Genomic DNA, 19,764 nt, shown 5'->3' with positions numbered 1-19,764 from the left:
TGCCGGAAGTGTGATCTTGCTTGCCCGCTGGCAGGTCACCACAGCGCACACGAGGTCATCTCCGCCCGTCGTCTCGATCTTCGCGCTGTCCCCGCCGGGCCTCGCCTTGCGGTGGTCATCCGGCGGGGACAGCTGACTGCGAGGAGGACGCCCCGGCACGACAAACCCCAGGCCGACGAGCGGCCCCGTCTGCACCGGAGCGCCCTCGAAGCGTGATGATGGACCTCTGTACCTTTAAATGCAACTGCATCTGTAGCCTTGCTTATGGTGGATGTGAGAGGCCAGCGAACCGGACCCAGACGCTGGCAGACTGCGATCAGATGTCGGGCGTCCGGTGGCGGAGGAAGCGTGGCGAAGTCATCAGCAGGGCCGACGGTGCGCAGCCGTCGGCTCGGGGTAGAGCTGCGCAGGTTGCGGGAGGCGGCCGGCCTGACCGCCGAGGAGGCGGGACAGGCCATCCGTGCGTCTGATGCCAAGATCAGTCGGATCGAGAACGGGCGGGTCGCCGTCCGCGCCGTCGATGTGGCCGATCTCCTGGCCGTCTACGGCGTACAGGACACCGAGCAGCGGGAGGCGATCCTCACGCTTGCCAAGGAGACACGTCGGCAAGGCTGGTGGCGCAGCTTCAGTGACGTCGTCCCGCGCTGGATGGAGGTCTACATCGGCTTGGAAGCCGACGCCTCGTCGATCAACACCTACCAGTCCTCACTCGTGGAAGGACTGCTCCAGACACCGGAGTACGCCGCCGCCGTGATCCGCTCGACGTGGCCGGAGCTGCCCGACGAGGAGGTACACCGCCGCGTGACTCTGCGAACAAGCCGCCAGGAACGCCTTCTCAACGGGCCGCAGCCACCGCGGCTGTGGGTCGTGCTCGACGAAGCCGCGCTCCGCCGGCCGATCGGCGGGCGCGACGTGCTGAACGCCCAGCTCAGGCACCTGGTGGACACCGGAGCCCAACCGAGCGTCACGATCCAGGTGCTACCGTTCGACGTCGGCGGGCATGCCGCACTCGGAACCTCCTTCACGCATCTGGGGTTCCCGGACCCTGATGATCCAGAAGTCGTCTACGTGGAGGTCTTGACGGGCAGCCTGTACGTGGAGAAGCCCGACGAGGTGCGGCAATATAGAGACAAGCTCGACCATCTACGAGCCCTTGCGCTCAACCCCAGCGCATCCGCCGAGATGATCGCGAGCTTGTCGAGGGAGCAGTCATGACCAGCAAGATCGAGTTTGACCGGGACGGCCTCTCCTGGCAGTTGTCCAGTTATACCAACGGTAGTGGCGCGTGCGTCGAGGTCGCTTCCCTGCCCGAGGGCGGACGCGCGGTCCGGGACTCCAAGGACCGCAGTGGCCCGATCCTTGTCTTCACCGCGGCCGAGTGGACCGCGTTCGTCGCGGGAGTGCGCGACGGCGAGTTCGGCTCCTGATGTACGTGTAGGTTCCGCCGTCGATCCTCTACTTCTCAGCGATCTTTGCCGCTGGCCCGCGATGGCAGCGGAGCCGGCAGGCTGTCCACTGTGCTGCCTGTCGCCCAACTTGCGCATCTGGGGCCGCCAGGCCGACGCGCCTCGCGCGGCTCCAGGGCAGGACCTACGGCGGACCCTCAGGAAGTCAGCGCTACGCCTACCGGCATCCGAGCTGCGGAACCCCTGGCAGCATGCATGCGACTGATTAGAAGATTGTGTGGGGCCCCTGTAACACGGCGAGCCGTGGCGCACGGCTCCCCGCCTTCGTTGACTTCCGTCCGACCGTTCTGGCGGACAGCGCCAGCAATGTTGCTGTTGCGTCGAGATCCATCAGTCACGGCGCTACTGTTCACGTATGGATGATCACGGAAGGCTTCTACGGTTGATCTCCTTGGTGGCCTGGACGGAGGAGGGTCCGGACGGCGGTGGATGTGGGCTGAGGTTTGCGGACGCTGAGGAAGAATGGTGGTGGAAGGCGACCCCGATGGCACGGCTCATTGGATCGGTGCAAGGAGCAGAATCTGGCTCGCCAGACGGTGCGACCTGGGTGGCGTTGTGGAACATGTGCACCTGGTATGCGGGTGCGGTCAAGCATCTCCATGATCCGCAAGCGGACGCGACGGACGCCAGACAGTTGCCCGAGTTTGCGTTGGAGGCGGTGAGCCGGCTGCCGGACGAGGTGCTCGCCAGACTGGGTGCGATGATCCGCCGTTCACTGGGGCTGGACGAAAGAGTCGATGAGTCCCAACTGGCCCGAATATGGGTCGACGATATGACGAGTACATGCTGGCGCCTACTTCTGGAATCCCGGCGGGATCGATTCGGCCGATGAAAAAGCTCGGGTATAGGGTCAATTCTGAACGGAAATAGGATCCCTCAGAGCTGCGGAGCCATGGAGGCTGGATGAACGTCGGCGTACGGTTGCCTGCGGATTTTCGCGTAGAGCTCGTCGTGCTTGACCGAGACGGCGTCCTCAATCGTAATCTTGATCGTGGTGTTCGGCGGAATGCCGACTGGGCGTGGCTGCCGGGCTCCAGGGTGGCGGTGAATTTATTATGCGATCACGGTCTACGTCTCGCGGTGGCGACAAACCAGGCCAATATAGGGCGTGGCATTATCACTACCGAACAGCTTACGGCTATCCACGCGCGCATGGTGGACGAGTTGCGGCCGGCTCAGGTCGGGCTCGCGGACGTTCTGTACTGTCCACACCCGCCCGAGGACGGGTGCTTTTGCCGCAAGCCCGAACCCGGGCTCGTTCATGCTGCCATGCNGATGGGCGGTGTGAGCGCGGAGCAAACGCTCCTGATCGGCGATCAAGAGTCGGACATCGCTGCGGCCGGCGCGGCCGGTTGCTGGTCGCTGCACGTTCAATCCGGCCGGGGGAGCCCTCCGGCCGGTTCATGGCCTCGTTATCTTGGCAGCGTGGCAAGCCTGCTTGTAGCCGCTCGAATACTTATCGCTTCCGGGTGATCTGCCCTTTGACCCTTGCTCCGTATGGACGGGTAGTAGACAAGCTCGCAGGTGGTCGGGTGGGCGTCTACCGGCGTGGCGCTATGACATCCGTGCGCGAATGATCGGCGACCAGGTGGTTGTAGATGGTCCGGGCCTCGTCGCGTTCATACAGGTCATAGCGGGTCAGATCAGTGATCAGATCGGTCTCGTGTAGGTGCTGGTCGACGAGGCGGAGCAGGAGGGCGTCGCCTAGCTCGGACAGGTGGACCCCGTCAGACCAGAGGGTTTGGTCGGGGCGGGTTGCGGGCGACCAGCCTGCGAGGGCGTGCGCTGTGGTGGTGAAGGCTGGCCAGACGTCGAGGAACTGGGCTCCGGCGTCGGTCGCGGCGCGGGCCGCGAGGGTGTTGTAGCGGGCGAGTTCGTTGTTCATAGCGTCGATGTCCAGGCCGGTGTCGTCCCAGCCGAAGGGTGTCTCGCTGATGCAGATCACCCGGCGTGCGCCTGCGGTAAGAAGCCGAAGCATCTCCCGGTAGTTCGCGTCGAACTCGTCGGCGTCGACAGCCTCGTGGGCACGGCCCTGGAAGCCGCGCCAGACGTCATTGATGCCGCACCCGAGGAACGCCAAGTCGAAGACGCGCCCCTCGGGTGGGAGGGTGCCTCTGACGATGCCGAGGATGTCGCGGGAGGTCGCTCCGCCTTCGCCGTGGTTGTCGAAGGCGAACCCGAGGTGGGGCCAGGCGACCTGGAGGGCGAGATGCAGCCGTTGGACGTAGCCACGGTTGCGCCAGGCTTCGACGGTGACCGACGAGCCGACGGCGGGCAGGTTCGCCTGGGTTGCCATCTGGGCGTTGTAGCCCTCCAGGTGTTCCATGATGCTGGTGCCGAACCAGCCGATGCGGAGCGTCTGACGGTCCTCGGTGGTGGCCAGCGGGCCGTCGAAGGTGCGGATCGGCCGCGCGGGCGCGCCCGCGGCGACCGTGTTGGGACCTAGGGACCGGGTGACGGTCGAGTTGGCGCCGACGACGGTGTTCTGGCCGATGCGGACGCCGGCGGTGACGCTGACCTTGTTGGAGAGCACCGCTCCGGTCTCGACGATGACGGGCGCACCCGCGAAGCCGCTGGCCCATGGGGTGGGTTCGCCGTCGGGCACGTGGGGACGGGACCGCTCGCGATGGTTGTGGTCGTGGATGTCGACCATGTTGGAGATGCCCACGCCGTCACCGATGCGGATGCCGACCATGGCGGACAGGAACGTGTTCTCGCCGATGGCGACGTCGTTGCCGATGGCGACAGTTCCGCCGCGGTGGACCTGGATGGTGGCGCCTCGGCGAATGGACACGCGGTCACCGATAGTGAGGAATCCGCCGTCGTCGATCTCGACGCAGAGGTCGGACGCGAGGTCACAGCCCTGGCCGACGCGGAGGGCGGAGCCGAACCGCGATCGCAGTTGTTCGATGATCGGTGGAGTGTCAAGAACCGTCATGGGTCAGTGGCCTCGCGTCGTCGCGGGTGGACAGTCGGTCAGGTGATCTGGAGGCCAAGGCTAGCCGAGGTGGTGGATGACTGACCTTCCGGCGTCACGGCCGCTAGTGGCGATCATCACGCTTGGTGACGAGGAATCCGCCGAGCGCCAAGGCGTCGAGTTCGGTGGAGAAGAAGGTCCGCAGAGCGTCGGTGGGCGTGCAGACCACGGGCTCGGCGTCATGGTTGAACGAGGTGTTGAGGAGCGCCGGAACGCCGCTTTCCGCACCAAAGGCGCGTAGCAGGCGGGCGTAGCGGGGATTCGTCGCCTCATGCACGATCTGTGGTCGCATGCTGCCGTCGACGTGGACGGTGGCGGGGATCGTGGCGCGGGCATCGTCGGTGGCCTGGTAGGAGACGATCATAAAATCGGCTGGTCCGGGCTCGGCGACGAGCTTCTCGGCGGCCTCGGACAGGATGCTCGGGGCCAGGGGACGCCACATCTCCCGGCGTTTGACGTCGCGGTTGATCCGGTCACGGGTAACGGTCGTACGCGGATCGGCGAGGATGCTGCGGTGCCCGAGCGCACGGGGGCCGGCTTCGGCGGGGCCTTGGAACCATCCGACGACCGACCCGGCAACCAGGGCATGGGCGACGGGGTCGACGATGCCGTCGCCGTGGTAGCTGTAGGGAATCTGGACGCGGTCCAGAGTCTCGCGAATCTGGTCGTCGGTGAAGCTGGGGCCCAGCGCGGTGGTGACCATCGGGCTGCGGGGGACGGAGAGCCGCCCGGCGCGGTGGAGGCATTCCAGCGCCGCTCCGATGGCGCAGCCGGCGTCTCCCGGAGTGGGTGGCACGAACAGCTCCTCGGCGCCGCTGTGCCGCCGCAGGACACCATTGGCTGAGCAGTTGAGTCCCACGCCGCCGGCGACGCAGAGACGGGCGCTGCCCGTCTCGATGAGCGCGCTACTGGCCAGCTGGACGAGGCAGCGTTCGAGTGCGTGTTGCGCGGAAGCGGCAAGGTTCGCCTGCTCGGGCGTGAACCCGCTGTCCGCGATCATCCTGCCGGCCGCGGTGTCGTAGCTCACCGGTCGGCGATGAGCGGGGACCCCGAGGTCGGCGAAGGCGGCGGCGTAGGCACGCTTGAGCCGTTGGTAGTAGGCAAGGTTCGCGTAGTGCGCCGTTTCGTCGGCCGCAGGCAGGCCGTACCGGGACAGGTCCAGCAAGTAGCCGTTGTCCTTGCTGGTGCGGAGGAAGCCCAGCTCGTGGACAGGCTGCCCGTACGCGGCCAGGCCCATGAGCTTGCCGGAGCTGGTCCAGTCACCGAGGCCGAGATGCTCGGCGACGGTCTCGTAGAACCAGCCGAGGGACTGGGTGAACGGGTATTGGCGAAGCACATTCAGCCCGGCGGGGGTCCCATGGTAGACGGTCGTGGACATGCCGTCGCCGGACCCGTCGGCGACCAGCACCACCGAATCGGCGAAGCCGGAGAGGTAGAAGGCTGAGGCGCCGTGCGCCAGATGATGGTCAACAATCGTCAGCGATCGAGGGGTGTAGCCGTTGAAATAGCCGGGAGCGAGCAGTTCGCGAATCAGCTCGCCGTCGGTGATGCGGTCGGCCGGCTCGGGCCACTCGGGGTTCCATGCGACGGCGATCTCCTCCACGTCTTCCAGCCGGATACCGGCCTTTGCCAGGCAGTACGCGGCAGATCGGGAGCAGGACCGGGAATCTTTGTTGTGCTTACGGCGGGTGAAGCGTTCCTCCTCGACGAACGCGACGATTGTGCCGGTGTCGTCGGCGAGGCAGGCCGAGCTGTCGTGATAGTAGGGCCCGCCGAGCCCCAGCACATAGCCCATGACATGCCCTTCTCGGTCAGTTACCTACGGATGGCTGCGGTGGACGGCGCCTCGCCTGGCGAGGAGCCCTCCGACCGCGGTGAAAGCGTCATCGGGCTCGATGGTGTCCATGCAGCCTCCAACTCCACCGCAGGCCACCTGGTGGGCGCAGGGCGAGCAGGCCGACGACGAGCGCAGCGCCGTGACCGTGGTGACGTGTTTGGGGATGACCTCGGCTCCGCTACTCGGCCCGAGCAGGAGCACGCAGGGGCGCTCGTGGGCCAGGGCCAGATGGAAGCCGAAGGAGTCTCCCGAGACGATGACGTCGCAGTGGGCGGGAAGCGCCGCGAATTCCTCGATGGAAAGTTGCGCGTAACGGACGGAGCGGCTATGGGCGCCGTCGCCGGAGAGTTCCTGATGAAGACGCTCGCACACCGACCGGTCGGTGGGACCACCGGTGATCACGAGCTGGTATCCCTGTTCCCGCAGGGTGGTACCGAGGCTGAGCCAGTGGCGGACCGGCCAGATCTTGGTGGGCAGGGAGCCTCCGACGTTGAGGCATACCCGAGGCATGTCGGTCCCATCCGCGAGCAGTGCGCGGACACGGCCGTCGGCCGCCGGGGGTACTCGCAGGACGTAGGGCTCGCCGTCGTATCGGTATCCGGCAACCTCGAAGTAGAGTTCCGTCCAGGTCTTGGTGTTGCGGCGGGTGCGGTAGTCGTTCCAGGTGTTCATGAGAAAGAAATGCCGGGCCGCGGCGCCGATGGCATAAAGACTGTTGTGCGGTCCGCCGTAAGCCAGCCCCGCCTTGTGGGTGGCATGGATGCGATCGACGAGCCCTGCGGCCGAAGGCGCACGTTCAAAGCTGTAGACCGCGTCGAAGGTTTCCGAGGGAAGCTGGGCCGCGGCCTGCCAGTCGAATGGCAAGACGCGGTCGATGTATGGATTCATGCGCAGCACCGGAGCGCACGCTTCGTCGACCAGCCAGGTGATATGAGCGGCGGGCTTGTCCCGCTTGATGCGGGCGGGCAGCGGGGACGCTATCAGCATGTCACCGAGCAAACCCAGCATCACGATCAGTATCCGAGTGTCCACCGGGTCGTGATGGTCACAGTTCAGGCAGGGACGCCAGTACTTGCAGGGCAGACCGCCTACGAAGTGCCGGCAGTCAGCGTGCCAGAGGAAGCTTTCTTCGGTGAACTCCGGTCCGAGGAAGCTGGCGGATTCAGCACGCGGAATCAACCGTCCTCCCGTGCGAGGATTGACAGGACGAGGTCCCGCATCATCGGGTCGAATGCCTCGTCGTGTGCCCGGGTGTGGCGCCTGCGGAGGTCGTCGACGCCGGCAGCGACGAGGCTCGGCTCGTCACGCTTGATGAGAAGTCTCGCGAACAGGTGCGCGAGCTCGTACATCGCATCGGTGTCCATGCCGAGCCTCGTTACCTCCTGGACACCGAGCCGGAGCCCGGTACCGGGGGTCAGGTAGGGCACGTCGATCGCGTTGACGACGATCCCGGCCGCCAGCAGCGCCTGGCTGGCCTGGAAGGGGTCCATGAGCGGGGCGATGTCGATCCACAACTGGTGCGAGCGGGTGAAGCCCCGCTCGGCCGCGCACACCGCGAACCCCCGGTCGGCCAGCGCGCCACCCAGGTGCCGGGCATTACGCNCCGTGCGTGCGGCGTACTCCCCGCCGCTCTCGCGTAGATCTGCGACGGTGACCGCAAGGGCGGCGACGTCGGCGACGTGATGGTGCGAGACCCAGTGACTGGCGTGCTCGTCGATCTTCTTGGCAAGATCGTCCGAGTTGGTGAGGATGACGCCCTTGTGCGGGCCGGGGAACGACTTGTGCGTGGACCCGCCAAGGCAGTCGGCGCCTTCGGCCAGTGGGTCTTGGAACTGCCCGCCGGCGATGAGTCCCATGACGTGGGAGCCGTCGTAATGGATCAGGGTTTCGGGTCCGACCGCTGCGCGCAGCGCTGGCAGGTCGTGGGGGAACAGACACATGAACTGGTCGAGATAGACCAGTTTCGGGCCCGGTGTCGCCGCGGCGAGCGTGGCCAGCTGGTCGGTGTCGACCTCGTAGCGGCGTCGGTCGTAGGGAAGCGCGACGGCGGCCAGCCCGAGTCGTTGGGCGAGGAAGCGAGTCGAGCCATGGCCGCCGTCGGCCTCGCCGATGCTGAACACGGTGCCGCCGTGGTCGGCCAGGGCGGAGACCGCGACCGCCATGCTGTTGATCCCGGATATCGGCTTGAGGTTGACGTAGTCGGCGCCGAACAGCTCGCGCAACCCCTCCGCCGCCGCCTGCTCGATCGCAGCCAGATCGTTGTTGCCGGGCCAGGCCCAGTTCTCCCCGTCAGCGGTGAAGCAGTAGCGGTGGATCACGTCGGTGAGGAACGGGAGCCGGGCCGCCAGGCTCATGGCGTTCTCGCTGGGCACCAGGTGCAGGCGACGAGCACTGGCCTGGTGGTAGCGGGTGACCAAGGACAGGACTTCGGCGACGTTCATGCTCGCTATCTACCCGCCGTCGTCAGGAGAGCGGGCAGCGGCGTGGTGGGCGCCTTGACCGGCAGGTGCCGCAGCACGGTGGGGACACCGCCAAGCACCGCCAGCCGGTGGTGAGCGTACGTCGCGGTCACCGTGGCCAGCACGACAAGTTCGGCGAACTGCTTTCCGGGACAGGCATGCAGGCCACGCCCGAAGGTCAGTAGGCTGCTCACCGAATGACCCCGCTTGCCAGCAAACCGGTCGGACCGGAATTGGTCCGGACTGTCGTAGAGCTGAGGCATGAGATGGTTTGCCGCTGGTGAGTAGGCNNCCCGCCAGCCCTTCGGGACCTCGTATCCGCCGATGGAGCAGTCGGCCACGACGATGCGCAGGCTGATCGTGTTCGGGGAGTGCAGCCGCTCCGCTTCCAGGACAGCCGCGCGCAGGCTGGGGGCGGCCTCGCGATCAACGAGCAGGTCCGGCTCGGCACACAGGGTTCGGGCCTCCGCCCCGATCGCCTCAGCCAGTGGGCTGTCGTGGGCGAGTTCCACCAGCAGCCAGGTGAGCAGACTCGCGGTGGNCTCACGGGTTGCGATCAGGAGCGCCAACAGGTGGTCCGGCAGACTGGCAGGATCCATACCGTGCTGGTCGACGTACTCGGCCAGGTGCGACAGCACGTCGCCGCGCGACGGGTCAGGGCCGGCACCGAGCCGCCGCTGGAACAGCGCACGCAGCTCGGCGGCGGCGCGGCGACCTCGCCAGTAGGCCGGCGAGGCGTACCGCCGGGCCGACGGCGCGTCCGTGCCGCGTACGAAGACATCGAACAGACGGTTCAGCGCCTGATGGTCACGCTCGTGCGGACGCACGCCGAGGATGACCTGAGCACACACGTCCATGGTCAGATCCCGGGCCGACTGGTAGAGGTCGAAGCCAGGGGCCGCGGACCAGCGCTCGGCGTGACTCTGCGCGAGTCGCAGCGCCCTTGTCGCATAGCGGCGCAGCGGCGGCCCGACCAAACCGGCCAGCAGCATCCTTCGGGCCTGGAGATGTTCCTCACCGCGAAGGTTGAACACTGCCCTCCGAAACAGATCGTGGACCAGACCGGTGTTGTAGATCTCCAAATGTCCGGGCTCGGCCTGGAACAGGGCGGCTGGTCCGCCAGCGCCGCCGCAGAACACAGTGGGCACGCCCGCCATGCGCATGGCGAACATGTCGCCGTGCTCGGTGTGCTGACGGATCAGATAGTCCAGCGGCTGGGCGGCGAAGCCGCGGGCCGAGTCCACCACCGGCAACCCACCCGTCCGCAGCGGCCTCACGCGATGACCCGCTCGTCTGAGCTGCTGCGGGCCAGCAATTCCAGGCTGCGTGCCACGATCGCGGCATGGTCCAGAGCGGTGGCCTCGATCATCGGTCGGCAGCCACAGTCGTCGGGGAGATCAGCCACGTCTCCGGTCTCGCTGTAGCGGATCAGGCTGTCGACGACGTGATCAGCGCACGCAGGGCAGCTGTCGGGGAAGACCGATTCAAAATCGCTGCCCCGCAGGTTGATGCAGGCAACCCGTACCTGCGTTGCGTCGTGGATGCGCCGAACCGTGTCGACGATTGTCCACAGGTTCGGAGGCTGATAGGCCCCGGACTCCCAGAGCCGCCATGCGACGGTGTTAGGGGATACCCGCGTCGGACACAGCGTCACACCCTGGATTCCGAGGGCGCGAACGTACTCCACGGAGGAGACAACATCGGTGATCGCTTCCGCGTCGGTCAGGAACGGCGGTTTGACCATCAGGTAGATCTTCGGATGGACACCAAGTTCGCTCATGGTCAACAGTGCACGCTCGAAGGCCGTCCGGGAGATCCGTGTGTTGACGAGAGTCTCCCGGACGAGATCGTCGGAGGACTGCAAGCCGATACCCACCTCCAGTTCGACCCCGCGAAGAGCANCGACGAACGGAGCCAGCACGGCAGGCGTGACGAACTGCGGCAGCGACTCGACCACGAGCCGGCGAACGCCGGCCTTTGCCACGTATTCAGCGATGACGAGCTGGGCGTCTCGCGGGATCTCACGCGGTGCAAAGAAAGACCCGTCGTTGTACAAGGCCAGGACATCATAGGCCGGTTCATCTGGGGAGCGGGTGAGAACGTGGGAGACCTGATGCAAGAGGCTCTGGGTTTCACTGCCGAGCCCATAGTTGTTCTCGTTGGTAAATGGGCACATGGTGCACGTCGGAACTGAACAGCCACCAGACATGAGGATGACCTTCTTGCGGCCGACGATCGCACCGTCGGGTTGACGCAGCTGGTCGTAGGAGACGAACCGCGGCTCGGCAGGCCGCGGCGCATCAGCCGTCCTTCGCAGCGACATCGACAGTGCCGACAGCGACCGGCGCAGTTGATTCTGGTCCCGGTCTCGGGCATGGCGGCTGTGCATGACAATTATCTCCCGGGAGTCGAGGGGCAGTTCCGCGCGGCAGCTTGCCTGAACGGTTCGGGTTTTCGTCAGATGCGGAGCCAGGCACGAACGATCGGTACAACTCACCAGCAGCATCGCGAATCTGATCCGAGGTGACCTCGGCGGCGCGTGGGAGAACGCCGCGCAGCGCTGTCATGTCGGCGCAGGTCCAGTACTGATACCGATCCGGGATCGGGTTGGGGACCAGCCGCAGATCCACCATGCCGCCGTCCCGTAGGCCGGCGCACCACCCGAGAATAGTGGCAAAGGAGATCGCGTGCCCGGCGCCGAGATTGTACACGCCTGAGGGAATGGATGAGCGTAGGAGGTGCAGCACGGTGTCAACGAGTGAGGCTACCGGCAGAAAATCCCGCTCCGCAAGCAAGGTGTCGCTAAATAGATCGATCCGGCGACCGCACGCTGTGGCATGCAGGAGCTGCCACAGAATCGACGCCATGGCGCCCTTGTGATCCTCGTTCGGGCCGAACACGTTGGTGTAGCGAAGCCCGGTCCACGACATCCGCCCGGTGAACCGCTGCATCCTCTGGTCCAACAGCAGTTTGGACCGGGCATAGAGATTCAGCGGCCCGGAAGTCAGTGCACGATCGTCGACGGCCTGCTCGGGAACGGGAACTCGACGAAAGACAGATCCGTACACGCTGCTCGATGAAGCGTATACGAAACGTGTCGCACTGACTTCGCACGCACCAGCAAGCTGTAACGGTACGTNCACGTTCACGTCTTGGAGGAGATCCCACCGGTCTGCGAGCGTATTACTTACCGCTGCCTGATGGAGCACGGCGGCGAACTCTCCTGACCTAATCCTGATCAGGAGAGCCGGATCTGCGGCGTCGGCCTGAATGATCGGGACCGCGCCTTCGGCGAGGGGCCCAGCTGCTCTACGGTCGACCGCGGTCACCTCCCAACCGTCAGCATGACAAGCCGCAGCGAGGTGACCTCCTATGAAGCCTGCCGCACCGGTCACAAGTACCGCGCTTGTCATACAGCGCGCTCTGAGTCGTTGCGTCGGCGACCAGCCTGCTCGATCAGGGATGTCGTGGAACGGCCGTCCAGATAGGGCGCCAACACCACCTGTCCACCGGCCTGCTCGACTACCGCACGCTCAACGATGTCAGCGATCGCGTAGTCGCCACCCTTGACAAAGAAATGCGGCCGAAGCTGGCTGAGTATATCGGCGGGCGTGTCCTGATCGAAAANAANGACCGCATCTACGCACGAAAGCGCCTGTAGAACACCAGCCCGGTCCTCCTCTGAGACCAGAGGGCGACCTTTTCCTTTCAACCGGGTCACGGAGGCATCGCTGTTAAGGCAGACAATAAGACAGTCCCCAAGCTGCCGGGCGTGCTGGAGCAGTGCGATGTGGCCGCGATGCAGTAAGTCAAAACAACCACCAGTCGCCACGACGGTCCCGCCACCAGCTCGTACACGGGCGGCAAGAGACCGAGCATCACCGACGCCGAGCCCTGTCGGCTGCCCCTTTGAGGCTGCACCGAGGTCGATCCCTCCCGTGACATATTCGGCTGCGACGGTAACCGCTCGTGTCGCAGCCGTCGAGGGCAGGACGCCAGCTCCGAGCAGTGCAGCGGTGGTGACCGCGAAACGGTCGCCGGCTCCGCGAGTGTCCCCGCCGGACACGAAGGGAGCAGGGATGACCAACGGCGGCGCGTCGTCGTCGTTGATCAGCACCACGCCGTCGCGACCCCGAGTGATCGCGACCTGGCCGACCCGCCACGTTCTCTGGAGGCGACGCGCTCGCTCGATGTCCCCTTCGATACCGGTCAGTGATACATCGGGATGGAAATGATCAGCTTCCCGGCTGTTCGGCGTCGCCAAAGCGATGCCGGCAACCGGCGCCGGTCCCAGCGGGTGCGGATCCCACACCACCGGAGTCCGACCGACAAGTTCTGACAGGGCCTGACGAACGTCCTCGGCCGCCGCCACGCCGCGCCCGTAGTCGCAGACCAGCACGGCCGCAGCAGAGTGAATCGCCCTACTTCCATCCGCAGGGAGGGGCCCGAGAGAACCGGGCGGATTCGCACGGTCGAGCATCAAGATAGTCTGTTGCCCAGCGCGTACCCGTGTCTTTACTGCCGTCGCGGACGACGTCCCGAGATTGACAATCGACACTCCCGCATTTGTCAGCATTTCCGTGACCACATCGGCCGCATTGTCGGAACCAAGTGCCGTAATCAAAGTGACCCGATGTCCATCCATTGCTGCCAGGAGGGCTGCGAGCCCCGCGCCACCCGGGCGGGCCTCGTCTTTCGGTGAACTGACTACCGGTACGGGAGCTTCTGGAGAGACTCTATTAACTTCACCCGTGATGTCTATGTCGAGCAAGACGTCACCCAGGACAACCAAATCGACCTTCTTGTCTACTGAAGGTCGTCGCGGCGGCACCACCTGCTCTTCCATTGATATCTCTGCAACAGTCGATGAAGGCGCCCCTTTCTCCTCTACTGTCCGGGTCTGGTCGAGTACACCGTCAACGGCGACACATAGCATATGGATCGCGACAAGATGGCACTCCTGCACATGTGCTGCGGATTCGGAGAAGACATCGACGTACTCATGAGAAGCCTCGGCGATCGAATTCGGCGCCGGCCCCGTCAATGCCCATGTCATCATGCCCAGGTCTCGTGCTACTGCTACTGCGCGTAGGAGGTTCGGACTGCGCCCAGACGTCGACATGGTGATCAGTACATCGCCCGGTCGGCCATGCGCTTGCACCTGCCGCGCGAAGACCTCTCCGAAGCCGAAGTCATTTCCTATCGCAGTCAGTGTCGACGCATCGGCGGTGAGGGCAAGTGCGGACAAANGNATACGGTCGACTTTGAAGCGGCCGACAAGTTCAGCAGCAAGGTGCTGCGCATGCGCTGCCGAACCACCATTGCCCGCTACCAGCAGCCGGCCACCCGACGGAAGGTCCACAGCAATCGCACGCCCCCACGCCGACAGTCGAGCATCATTCATGGTAGCCAGCGCTTTAACCAGACCAGCAGTATAATCGCTGCTCTGCCGCAAAGCTGAACCTCCGTATGCCGCAGTACGTTCCGCTATGCCGTACTCTGAATACTGAAATTCGTGATCTTACGCATCGTCGCGCAGGGCTCCATTGCTGACGACCATTTTCGGCTCGGCCGCCACCTCCACTGCGGATCGCGTTCGGTCACTGACTATCTGTGTATAGCACCTTCGGGCCGTCGCCCGCAGGCGATCCGGCCAATCTCGGGCCCGTTAACGTGGGCTTCTCGCGTACCGGGTCGGGTTGGGCCGGTTGCTCGATCAGGGGAGGCCGCTAGCTTGGGGCCCATTGCAAGCACCCTCGTCATCCTGTCGCACCGGTCATCTGGAACTTCGGAAGCTCTGTGAAGACCGGGCTGGCCCGCGCGGTGATCTGGGCGCACTCGCCACTTGCCGTCATCAAGGTGTCCCTCGTCTCGGTGCTCCCGGCAGGCAAGGAAGCGGGAGAGATCCCTTCCTGCGCCGGATTCAGGATCATGTCGTGGTGAGGAGCCTTGCTTCATGGACGATGCTCCGGCTCCGGGGTACGAGTCATTCCCTTCACTGCGAACATCTGCCCTCACGCTCACATGGACGGCTGAGCTGCGGAAACGGTGACAGCNGCGGGCCCCAGTTCGGCCAGTCCGCCGGGGACGGACGCCGAATCGCTCGCGCAGTATGGCCCCCGGCCCAGGACCCCTCCTTGCGTGTCCGCGAAGGGGGCGGCGCAGGGGGCCAAGGCGCTACTTCGTGTTCGAGGCGTGCAGGAGCGGGATGAGTAGCTCGTCAGAGGTGAGTGAGCCGTGGTGGCCGATGAATCGGCTCGACGTGGGTTCGACTTCCGATCGCACCATGACGAGGTTGTCCAGGGCGGCGACGACGAGATCGCCGATGCGTGGGCGGACGTCGGCGGCGATCTGCGGACCGAACCATCCCCTATCGATGGCCTCATCTCGGTGGGACACCAGGGCTCGCGTGCCGAGAACGTCGTGCCAGGTGCACCAGACATCATCGGTTGCGCCACGTTCGGTGTAGACGTGTCGGACGCGCGCCTCGCCACCGAGCATCCGTACGCCGTCTCGCAGCATCGGCTCGGTGTCGAGGTCGATCTGGTCGCCGTCAGTGACGGAGACCATGCCGTGGTCTGCTGTGATCACGAGCATGCTGTCCGTTGGGAGCCCCGTGGTGATCCGGGCCGCCAGGTGGTCGATGAGGGCCAGCTGCTGCCGCCAGGGCTCGCTGCCTGGCCCGTAAATGTGGCCGAGTGTGTCGAGATCACCGTGGTAGGCGTAGCAGAAGACCCGGTCGTGACTGTGCAGCGCTTCCAGGGCATGGCTGGCGAGGTCGCCGAGAGCGTGGACTCCACGGAACCGTCCACCGCGCAGCACGGCGCGGGTGAAGCCGCTGCCGTCCTGCGCATGCGGTGCGACTAGCTTGATCTTTAACCTGTGCGGCGTGGTCGTGGGGTCGTGGACTTCTTCGTCCGCCGCTGGGTGAGGTCCGCTTTGCCGACTATGTGCACGTCATGGCGTGGAGTGGGCTGGGTGTTCTTGCGGCCGGGTGGCCGGCCGGGGCCGGGTCGGGAGGGTTTCGGTGCTGCCGCGGGGCAGGTGGTCTTCGTGCGCAGGTGCCGAAAATCGCGGCGGATGCGTGCGGGTGTCAGACGGTCGGGTGGGCTGGGTCTCTCCCATGGTCGGCGTCGGTCGGCGGCCAGCGGGCGGGCCAGACGCAGCTGTGTGTAGGCGGCGAGGATCAGCCAGGTCCAGCGATCGGCCGCCTCGGGGGTGCGGACCTTCGGTGCCGTCCATCCGAGGGTCTGCTTGAACAGTCGAAAGGTGTACTCGATATCGAAACGCCGCAGGAAGACCTGCCAGAGCAGGTCGACCTGAGCGGCGGTGGCGCCGGTGCCTGACCACCACAACCAGACAGGCTTGGGGTTGGCCCCGCTGGGCAGGCGCTCGACCTGCAGAAGGATCACGGTGCCCTCGATGACCGGCAGCACACCCAGGTCGGCGGCCCATGCCGAGCGGTGGGTCAGCCGCGGGTGGAGCCGGTCCCAGGCCCGTGCACTCGCCGTGCCGTAGAGACGGGTGTCGGTCACGGTCGCCTGGTCGGGGGTGGTCCAGGTGTCGGGGTCACCGAAGACGAACTCGCCACCGTGGCGGGGCGGGCGGCCGTAGGNGCCGGGGGNGCGGGGCTGTGCCGCGCGGCGCAGGACGCGGTCGGAGCGCATCCGGCCCAGCACCTGGACCGGCAGATCGCGGAGCAGGAAGGCCAGGCGGGGCACGTCGTAGCCGGCGTCCACCACGATGAGCATGTCCGGGTCGTGGTCTTTCCACTGCCCGGCTGCCCTCAGCCGCTCGACCAGCTCGCGTATCTGCCGGGCAGTGACCGCGGCGGCGTCGTCTCCGGGTGCCAGCCGCAGGGCGTCCAGCGGCGCGGTCCACGAGCTACGGCCTGTCTCCAGCGCGCAGATCACCGAGTACGGCCAGCCGGGGACGGGGATGTGCTGGTCCTTGCCACGTCCGTAGGTGTGGCACAGGATCCGCTGCGGTGACGTGTGCGCGTCGGGCCGCAGCCAGCAGGTGACATCGGCGGCTAGGACCAGCCGGCCGTCGGCCGCCCGTGGCAACGACACCCCGGCCACGGCCCGCTGTAGCCGGGCGATGTCCACCCGTCCGGCCGCCACCGCATCGTAGAGGCCACCGTGCCCGCGCCGGTGTTCGCCCACCAGCGACAGCTCCACCAGCGAGCGCACAGGGCCGTCCGCGCACAGGACGGCGTCAGCCAGCTCGAACAACGCATCGGCTCGCCGGGTCAGGCAGGAGTAGAACTCGTACCGGAAACGAGACAGTTCCGCGAACGGCTCCTGCCGGGCAGCATCATGCAGCAGACTCATCCTCACAGCTTTCGTGCCGAGCGTGTGCGCCTTGGTCGGAAAACATGATCAGCCGAAGGCTGCCTACATGAACAGTGGCCTCCGAGCCGAGTGATCACAGACGACGGCTCGTTCGACGCCCAAGGTTAAAGATCAAGCTAGACGCACCTCCACACCGGCGTCGATGGCACGCTCGAAGACGGTTCGACGTGGCTGCACCTGCTCGGGAACGATCCGCGCCCGCAGGTCGATGGGTGGTCCTTGCCCGTGTCGTTGCCATCGCAGCGCGTTGAGCAGCTCGTCGGCGTCGGCGTCGGCGCCGACGCCGACGGCGAAGGTGTAGCCCACGATTCCGTGCTCGCCGGAGGGAACGCCGGTGCCGAGCGCGGCGATGCTCGTTGCCGTCGTCGTCGGGAATCCTGAGATGATTGGTTCGCGGTCCGTAGCCAGCGCGGATAGAAATGGCGCCTCGGTGTCGTACGATTGCAGCAGCCGCCATCCCAAGCCATCTACCAAGAGCAGACACACCCTGGACGCTCCGGGTAGCCCCAGAACGTTTGTCATGCCCGGAACCCCCAGCCCTGCCAGCAACGACGGCATGACGTCAGCGAGAGTGCCCCTCGGACAGGCCGGCACCGGTGATCTCATGATTTGCGGCTTTCGCTTAAAACGGATGGATACTTGTCTTTTCGCCCAGCTGCGATCACAGATCATCTCAGGCTGGCGGGTGCTATCGGCTGGCTTTNCCGACGGCGTCTGCCCAGGCCAGGAGAAGTTCGGGGCCGTGGCGTTTCATGAGCCGAGCGATGATCGTGTCCACGATCAGGTCCAGCAGGTAGTGCTGGGGATGATCGAAAGTAGCGGACATGGCATCGTCGGCGTTGAGGTCGACTTCACTGCCGGGCGCGTCGGGGTCGAACTCCTCCTCACGGATGTGCCACAGCTCCAGCAGGAGCGCGCTCACCTGCGGGTCGGGAAGCTGGGTGACGGTCTGCGAGAGCAGGCCGGTCAGATAGTCGTCGACGTCCCAGACCAGTGCGCCGACGTTCGCGGTGATCTCTTTGCCGACGCCGTGTAGGGCGGGGTCGCCTATTGCCTGCTCCAGGATTTTCTCGTCGGATTCGAAAGGGGCTTGCCCACGCCTGAGGTTGTACAGCCGTGGTACGGCCATGGTGACGAGGGAGCTGAGTTGCAGGTAGCTGTTCGCGCCTGCTGAGGCGATCGTTTTGGACGCGAGCATCTCACCCATGGTCATCCCTTGGGGCAGGCCGGTCCCCACCATCTCCGGATGGGTGATGTTGCGCAGGTAATCGGCTCTGGCGGTCTCGGTGAGACGGTCCAGAGCGGGCGTCACACGTGCCATATCCCGGAAGGATAACGGACACCGGTATCGCTGTGCGTAGCGGTTTCGTCTTTGTTGGGTGAGAATTGCGCGTGCGGACCCGCGGTCGTACGCGTCATGGCCAGATAGACCGGCTGGTAGTGCCCCGCTGAGCAGGGAAGACGGCAGGCGGCTGGTGGTACGGCGGTTGGCCGGCGCGGGCATGCCAGCGTCCGCACAGCGAGAGGGCTGCGGGGCCGTGACCAGCGGATGGGCCACGTAGGCCGAGCCGCCAGCCGCGCCGCGGTCCGTCACCGAGAGGCCGGCTTCTTCGACGACGCACGGTCCCGCGGGTGCCCCCGTTCTGGCCGGTCCCCGCCGGTCGTGCTGGGCGAGCTGGTTCCGTCCAATCCCGGCGGTGGCGCTGGTTCCTGGTTCCTGGTTCCGCCGGTCGTCTCGGCCGGCTCCGCCGCCGGTGGTGTCGATCCTTCGGGTCTTGCTGTCGCGTCGGCGACGCCGTTCTGGCCGGGCCGGGCGTTCCGTGTCGCTTCGGGTCCGGTCGGGCGGGGCCGCGGTTGACGGCTGCGGGTGGGTCTGTGGTCGGCCTAGCCGGTCGGGATACGGCCCAGTCTGTCGACCGACCCCGGGGTCCGGGTCCGGACCCGGACCCCGGGGTCGGCGTGCGGACGACGGAGGGTGGTGCTGATCCGGTTGGTGCTCCCCCGGACGGTCGGGGCGGTGCGCGGGTCGTCTTGGGGTAAGGGCCTCGACCGGCATGCCGGTCGAGGTCGCCAGCATGTGGCAGGCCGGCGGGCGCCGGACACCGGTTCCTCGTGGGTGATGGCCTCTGGAAGGCACCCGACGGCAGGGCGTGGCGTGCGGTCTGCAGCTTGCGGAGGGAGTCGGTCCGTGCCTGCTGTTGGGACATGACAGCGATCTTCGCGGGCATGATCGCTGTGCCCAGCGATCATGGTTCGGGTGAACTAGTTCATGCAGACTAGAAATCGCTGTGAATGCACGTCGCGGCACATGTCGATCTTTACCTCTGGTGGTCCGGTGGGTGGTCGCCATTCTTGACTAATCAGCAGCGAAAATCGGCGATGCACAGCGGCCCGCTGGGCATGCACAGCGGGACCGTGCACGCGACCCATAAAAAAGATCTATCAATAAAGTTGGAGGGTGAATGGCAAAAACAGGCCCAGAAACCGGTCTCCTCTACGACGGCAATTTTCGGCCCGTGGAGGAGACCGCCTCGTGCCCGACCCGGCCCACCCCGATCCCGGCCGCACCGGCCCACCCGACCCGCACCCACCGCGGGCCCTGCGGCCCGCATCACCTGCAGCACAGGAGGCCAGCGGCACGCAGCCGCAGCCCGAGCCGCCTGCGGGGCCG

At 66.0% G+C, this 19,764-nt stretch carries 16 protein-coding genes; 6 read left to right on the top strand and 10 right to left on the bottom strand.

The window, feature by feature from the left end; all coding sequences use genetic code 11:
- The first annotated feature begins 10 nt into the window (after window positions 1-10).
- The 5 genes from ALLO2_RS27845 (at window position 11) to ALLO2_RS24895 (ending at window position 2,939) form a co-directional block, all read left to right on the top strand.
- Complete coding sequence (locus tag ALLO2_RS27845; protein WP_255361218.1) at window positions 11-136, top strand: hypothetical protein; 126 nt, start codon at window positions 11-13, stop codon at window positions 134-136.
- A gap of 212 nt (window positions 137-348) precedes the next feature.
- Window positions 349-1,215 (top strand): helix-turn-helix transcriptional regulator, encoded by an 867-nt coding sequence (locus tag ALLO2_RS18755; protein WP_023841640.1) that lies wholly within the window; start codon window positions 349-351, stop codon window positions 1,213-1,215.
- The gene (locus tag ALLO2_RS18750) at window positions 1,212-1,427 is read left to right on the top strand and encodes a DUF397 domain-containing protein (RefSeq protein WP_023841641.1); all 216 of its coding nucleotides are present in this window, start codon (window positions 1,212-1,214) and stop codon (window positions 1,425-1,427) included. The genes ALLO2_RS18755 and ALLO2_RS18750 overlap by 4 nt, the downstream gene beginning before the upstream one ends.
- 523 nt (window positions 1,428-1,950) lie before the next feature.
- On the top strand, window positions 1,951-2,298 hold the full coding sequence (locus ALLO2_RS26585; protein ID WP_152986908.1) for a hypothetical protein: 348 nt from the start codon (window positions 1,951-1,953) through the stop codon (window positions 2,296-2,298).
- A gap of 71 nt (window positions 2,299-2,369) precedes the next feature.
- Complete coding sequence (locus ALLO2_RS24895; RefSeq protein ID WP_084588497.1) at window positions 2,370-2,939, top strand: HAD-IIIA family hydrolase; 570 nt, start codon at window positions 2,370-2,372, stop codon at window positions 2,937-2,939.
- A 67-nt stretch (window positions 2,940-3,006) separates the two neighbouring features.
- Here ALLO2_RS24895 and ALLO2_RS23555 read toward each other — a convergent pair whose 3' ends face one another.
- The 7 genes from ALLO2_RS23555 to rfaE2 form a co-directional block, all read right to left on the bottom strand.
- Window positions 3,007-4,404: a GDSL-type esterase/lipase family protein gene (locus tag ALLO2_RS23555; RefSeq protein ID WP_023841644.1), complete on the bottom strand. Its 1,398-nt coding sequence runs from the start codon at window positions 4,402-4,404 to the stop codon at window positions 3,007-3,009.
- Between the two features lie 103 nt (window positions 4,405-4,507).
- On the bottom strand, window positions 4,508-6,238 hold the full coding sequence (locus ALLO2_RS18735) for a carbamoyltransferase C-terminal domain-containing protein (RefSeq protein ID WP_023841645.1): 1,731 nt from the start codon (window positions 6,236-6,238) through the stop codon (window positions 4,508-4,510).
- 24 nt (window positions 6,239-6,262) lie between these two features.
- Window positions 6,263-7,459: a glycosyltransferase family 9 protein gene (locus ALLO2_RS18730; protein ID WP_023841646.1), complete on the bottom strand. Its 1,197-nt coding sequence runs from the start codon at window positions 7,457-7,459 to the stop codon at window positions 6,263-6,265.
- The gene (locus ALLO2_RS18725) at window positions 7,456-8,721 is read right to left on the bottom strand and encodes a hypothetical protein (RefSeq protein WP_051875404.1); all 1,266 of its coding nucleotides are present in this window, start codon (window positions 8,719-8,721) and stop codon (window positions 7,456-7,458) included. Before ALLO2_RS18725 ends, ALLO2_RS18730 begins: the two co-directional genes overlap by 4 nt.
- Before the next feature lie 5 nt (window positions 8,722-8,726).
- Window positions 8,727-10,016 (bottom strand): cytochrome P450, encoded by a 1,290-nt coding sequence (locus ALLO2_RS18720; protein WP_198031039.1) that lies wholly within the window; start codon window positions 10,014-10,016, stop codon window positions 8,727-8,729.
- A 1,023-nt stretch (window positions 10,017-11,039) separates the two neighbouring features.
- Entirely contained in the window at window positions 11,040-12,152 is a 1,113-nt protein-coding gene (locus ALLO2_RS24890; RefSeq protein ID WP_084588494.1) for an NAD-dependent epimerase/dehydratase family protein, read from the bottom strand.
- Window positions 12,149-14,194, bottom strand: a complete 2,046-nt coding sequence (gene rfaE2 / locus ALLO2_RS18710) for a D-glycero-beta-D-manno-heptose 1-phosphate adenylyltransferase (RefSeq protein WP_232235198.1) — start codon at window positions 14,192-14,194, stop codon at window positions 12,149-12,151. Before rfaE2 ends, ALLO2_RS24890 begins: the two co-directional genes overlap by 4 nt.
- A gap of 344 nt (window positions 14,195-14,538) precedes the next feature.
- Here rfaE2 and ALLO2_RS25890 point away from each other — a divergent pair, with 344 nt between their 5' ends.
- Entirely contained in the window at window positions 14,539-14,682 is a 144-nt protein-coding gene (locus tag ALLO2_RS25890) for a hypothetical protein (protein WP_157493462.1), read from the top strand.
- Window positions 14,683-14,916: 234 nt separating this feature from the next.
- Here the strand turns inward: ALLO2_RS25890 and ALLO2_RS18705 are convergent, their stop codons facing one another.
- The 3 genes from ALLO2_RS18705 to ALLO2_RS18695 all read right to left on the bottom strand — a co-directional run bounded on the left by ALLO2_RS18705 (window position 14,917) and on the right by ALLO2_RS18695 (window position 17,615).
- Window positions 14,917-15,561 carry an alkaline phosphatase family protein gene (locus ALLO2_RS18705; RefSeq protein WP_023841652.1) on the bottom strand — a complete coding sequence of 215 codons (645 nt, stop codon included), beginning with the start codon at window positions 15,559-15,561 and terminating at the stop codon, window positions 14,917-14,919.
- A gap of 53 nt (window positions 15,562-15,614) precedes the next feature.
- Window positions 15,615-17,072 carry an NF041680 family putative transposase gene (locus ALLO2_RS18700; RefSeq protein WP_035733836.1) on the bottom strand — a complete coding sequence of 486 codons (1,458 nt, stop codon included), beginning with the start codon at window positions 17,070-17,072 and terminating at the stop codon, window positions 15,615-15,617.
- A gap of 132 nt (window positions 17,073-17,204) precedes the next feature.
- A complete protein-coding gene (locus ALLO2_RS18695; RefSeq protein WP_232235197.1) occupies window positions 17,205-17,615 on the bottom strand; it encodes an alkaline phosphatase family protein in 411 nt (136 codons plus the stop codon).
- Window positions 17,616-19,764 lie beyond the last annotated feature (2,149 nt).

The organism is Frankia sp. Allo2 (assembly GCF_000733325.1).
Lineage (GTDB): Bacteria > Actinomycetota > Actinomycetes > Frankiales > Frankiaceae > Frankia > Frankia casuarinae.
The sequence above is the reverse complement of the archived record's forward strand: the minus strand, read 5'-3'. Positions and strand labels throughout refer to the sequence as shown.

What these genes read in the sequence shown, in the direction of transcription:
- ALLO2_RS18750 (WP_023841641.1), top strand. Translation starts at nt 1,212, where the DNA reads ATGACCAGCAAGATCGAGTTTGACCGGGACGGCCTCTCCTGGCAGTTG.
- ALLO2_RS26585 (WP_152986908.1), top strand. Translation starts at nt 1,951, where the DNA reads ATGGCACGGCTCATTGGATCGGTGCAAGGAGCAGAATCTGGCTCGCCA.
- ALLO2_RS23555 (WP_023841644.1), bottom strand. Translation starts at nt 4,404, where the DNA reads ATGACGGTTCTTGACACTCCACCGATCATCGAACAACTGCGATCGCGG.
- ALLO2_RS18735 (WP_023841645.1), bottom strand. Translation starts at nt 6,238, where the DNA reads ATGGGCTATGTGCTGGGGCTCGGCGGGCCCTACTATCACGACAGCTCG.
- ALLO2_RS18695 (WP_232235197.1), bottom strand. Translation starts at nt 17,615, where the DNA reads ATGACAAACGTTCTGGGGCTACCCGGAGCGTCCAGGGTGTGTCTGCTC.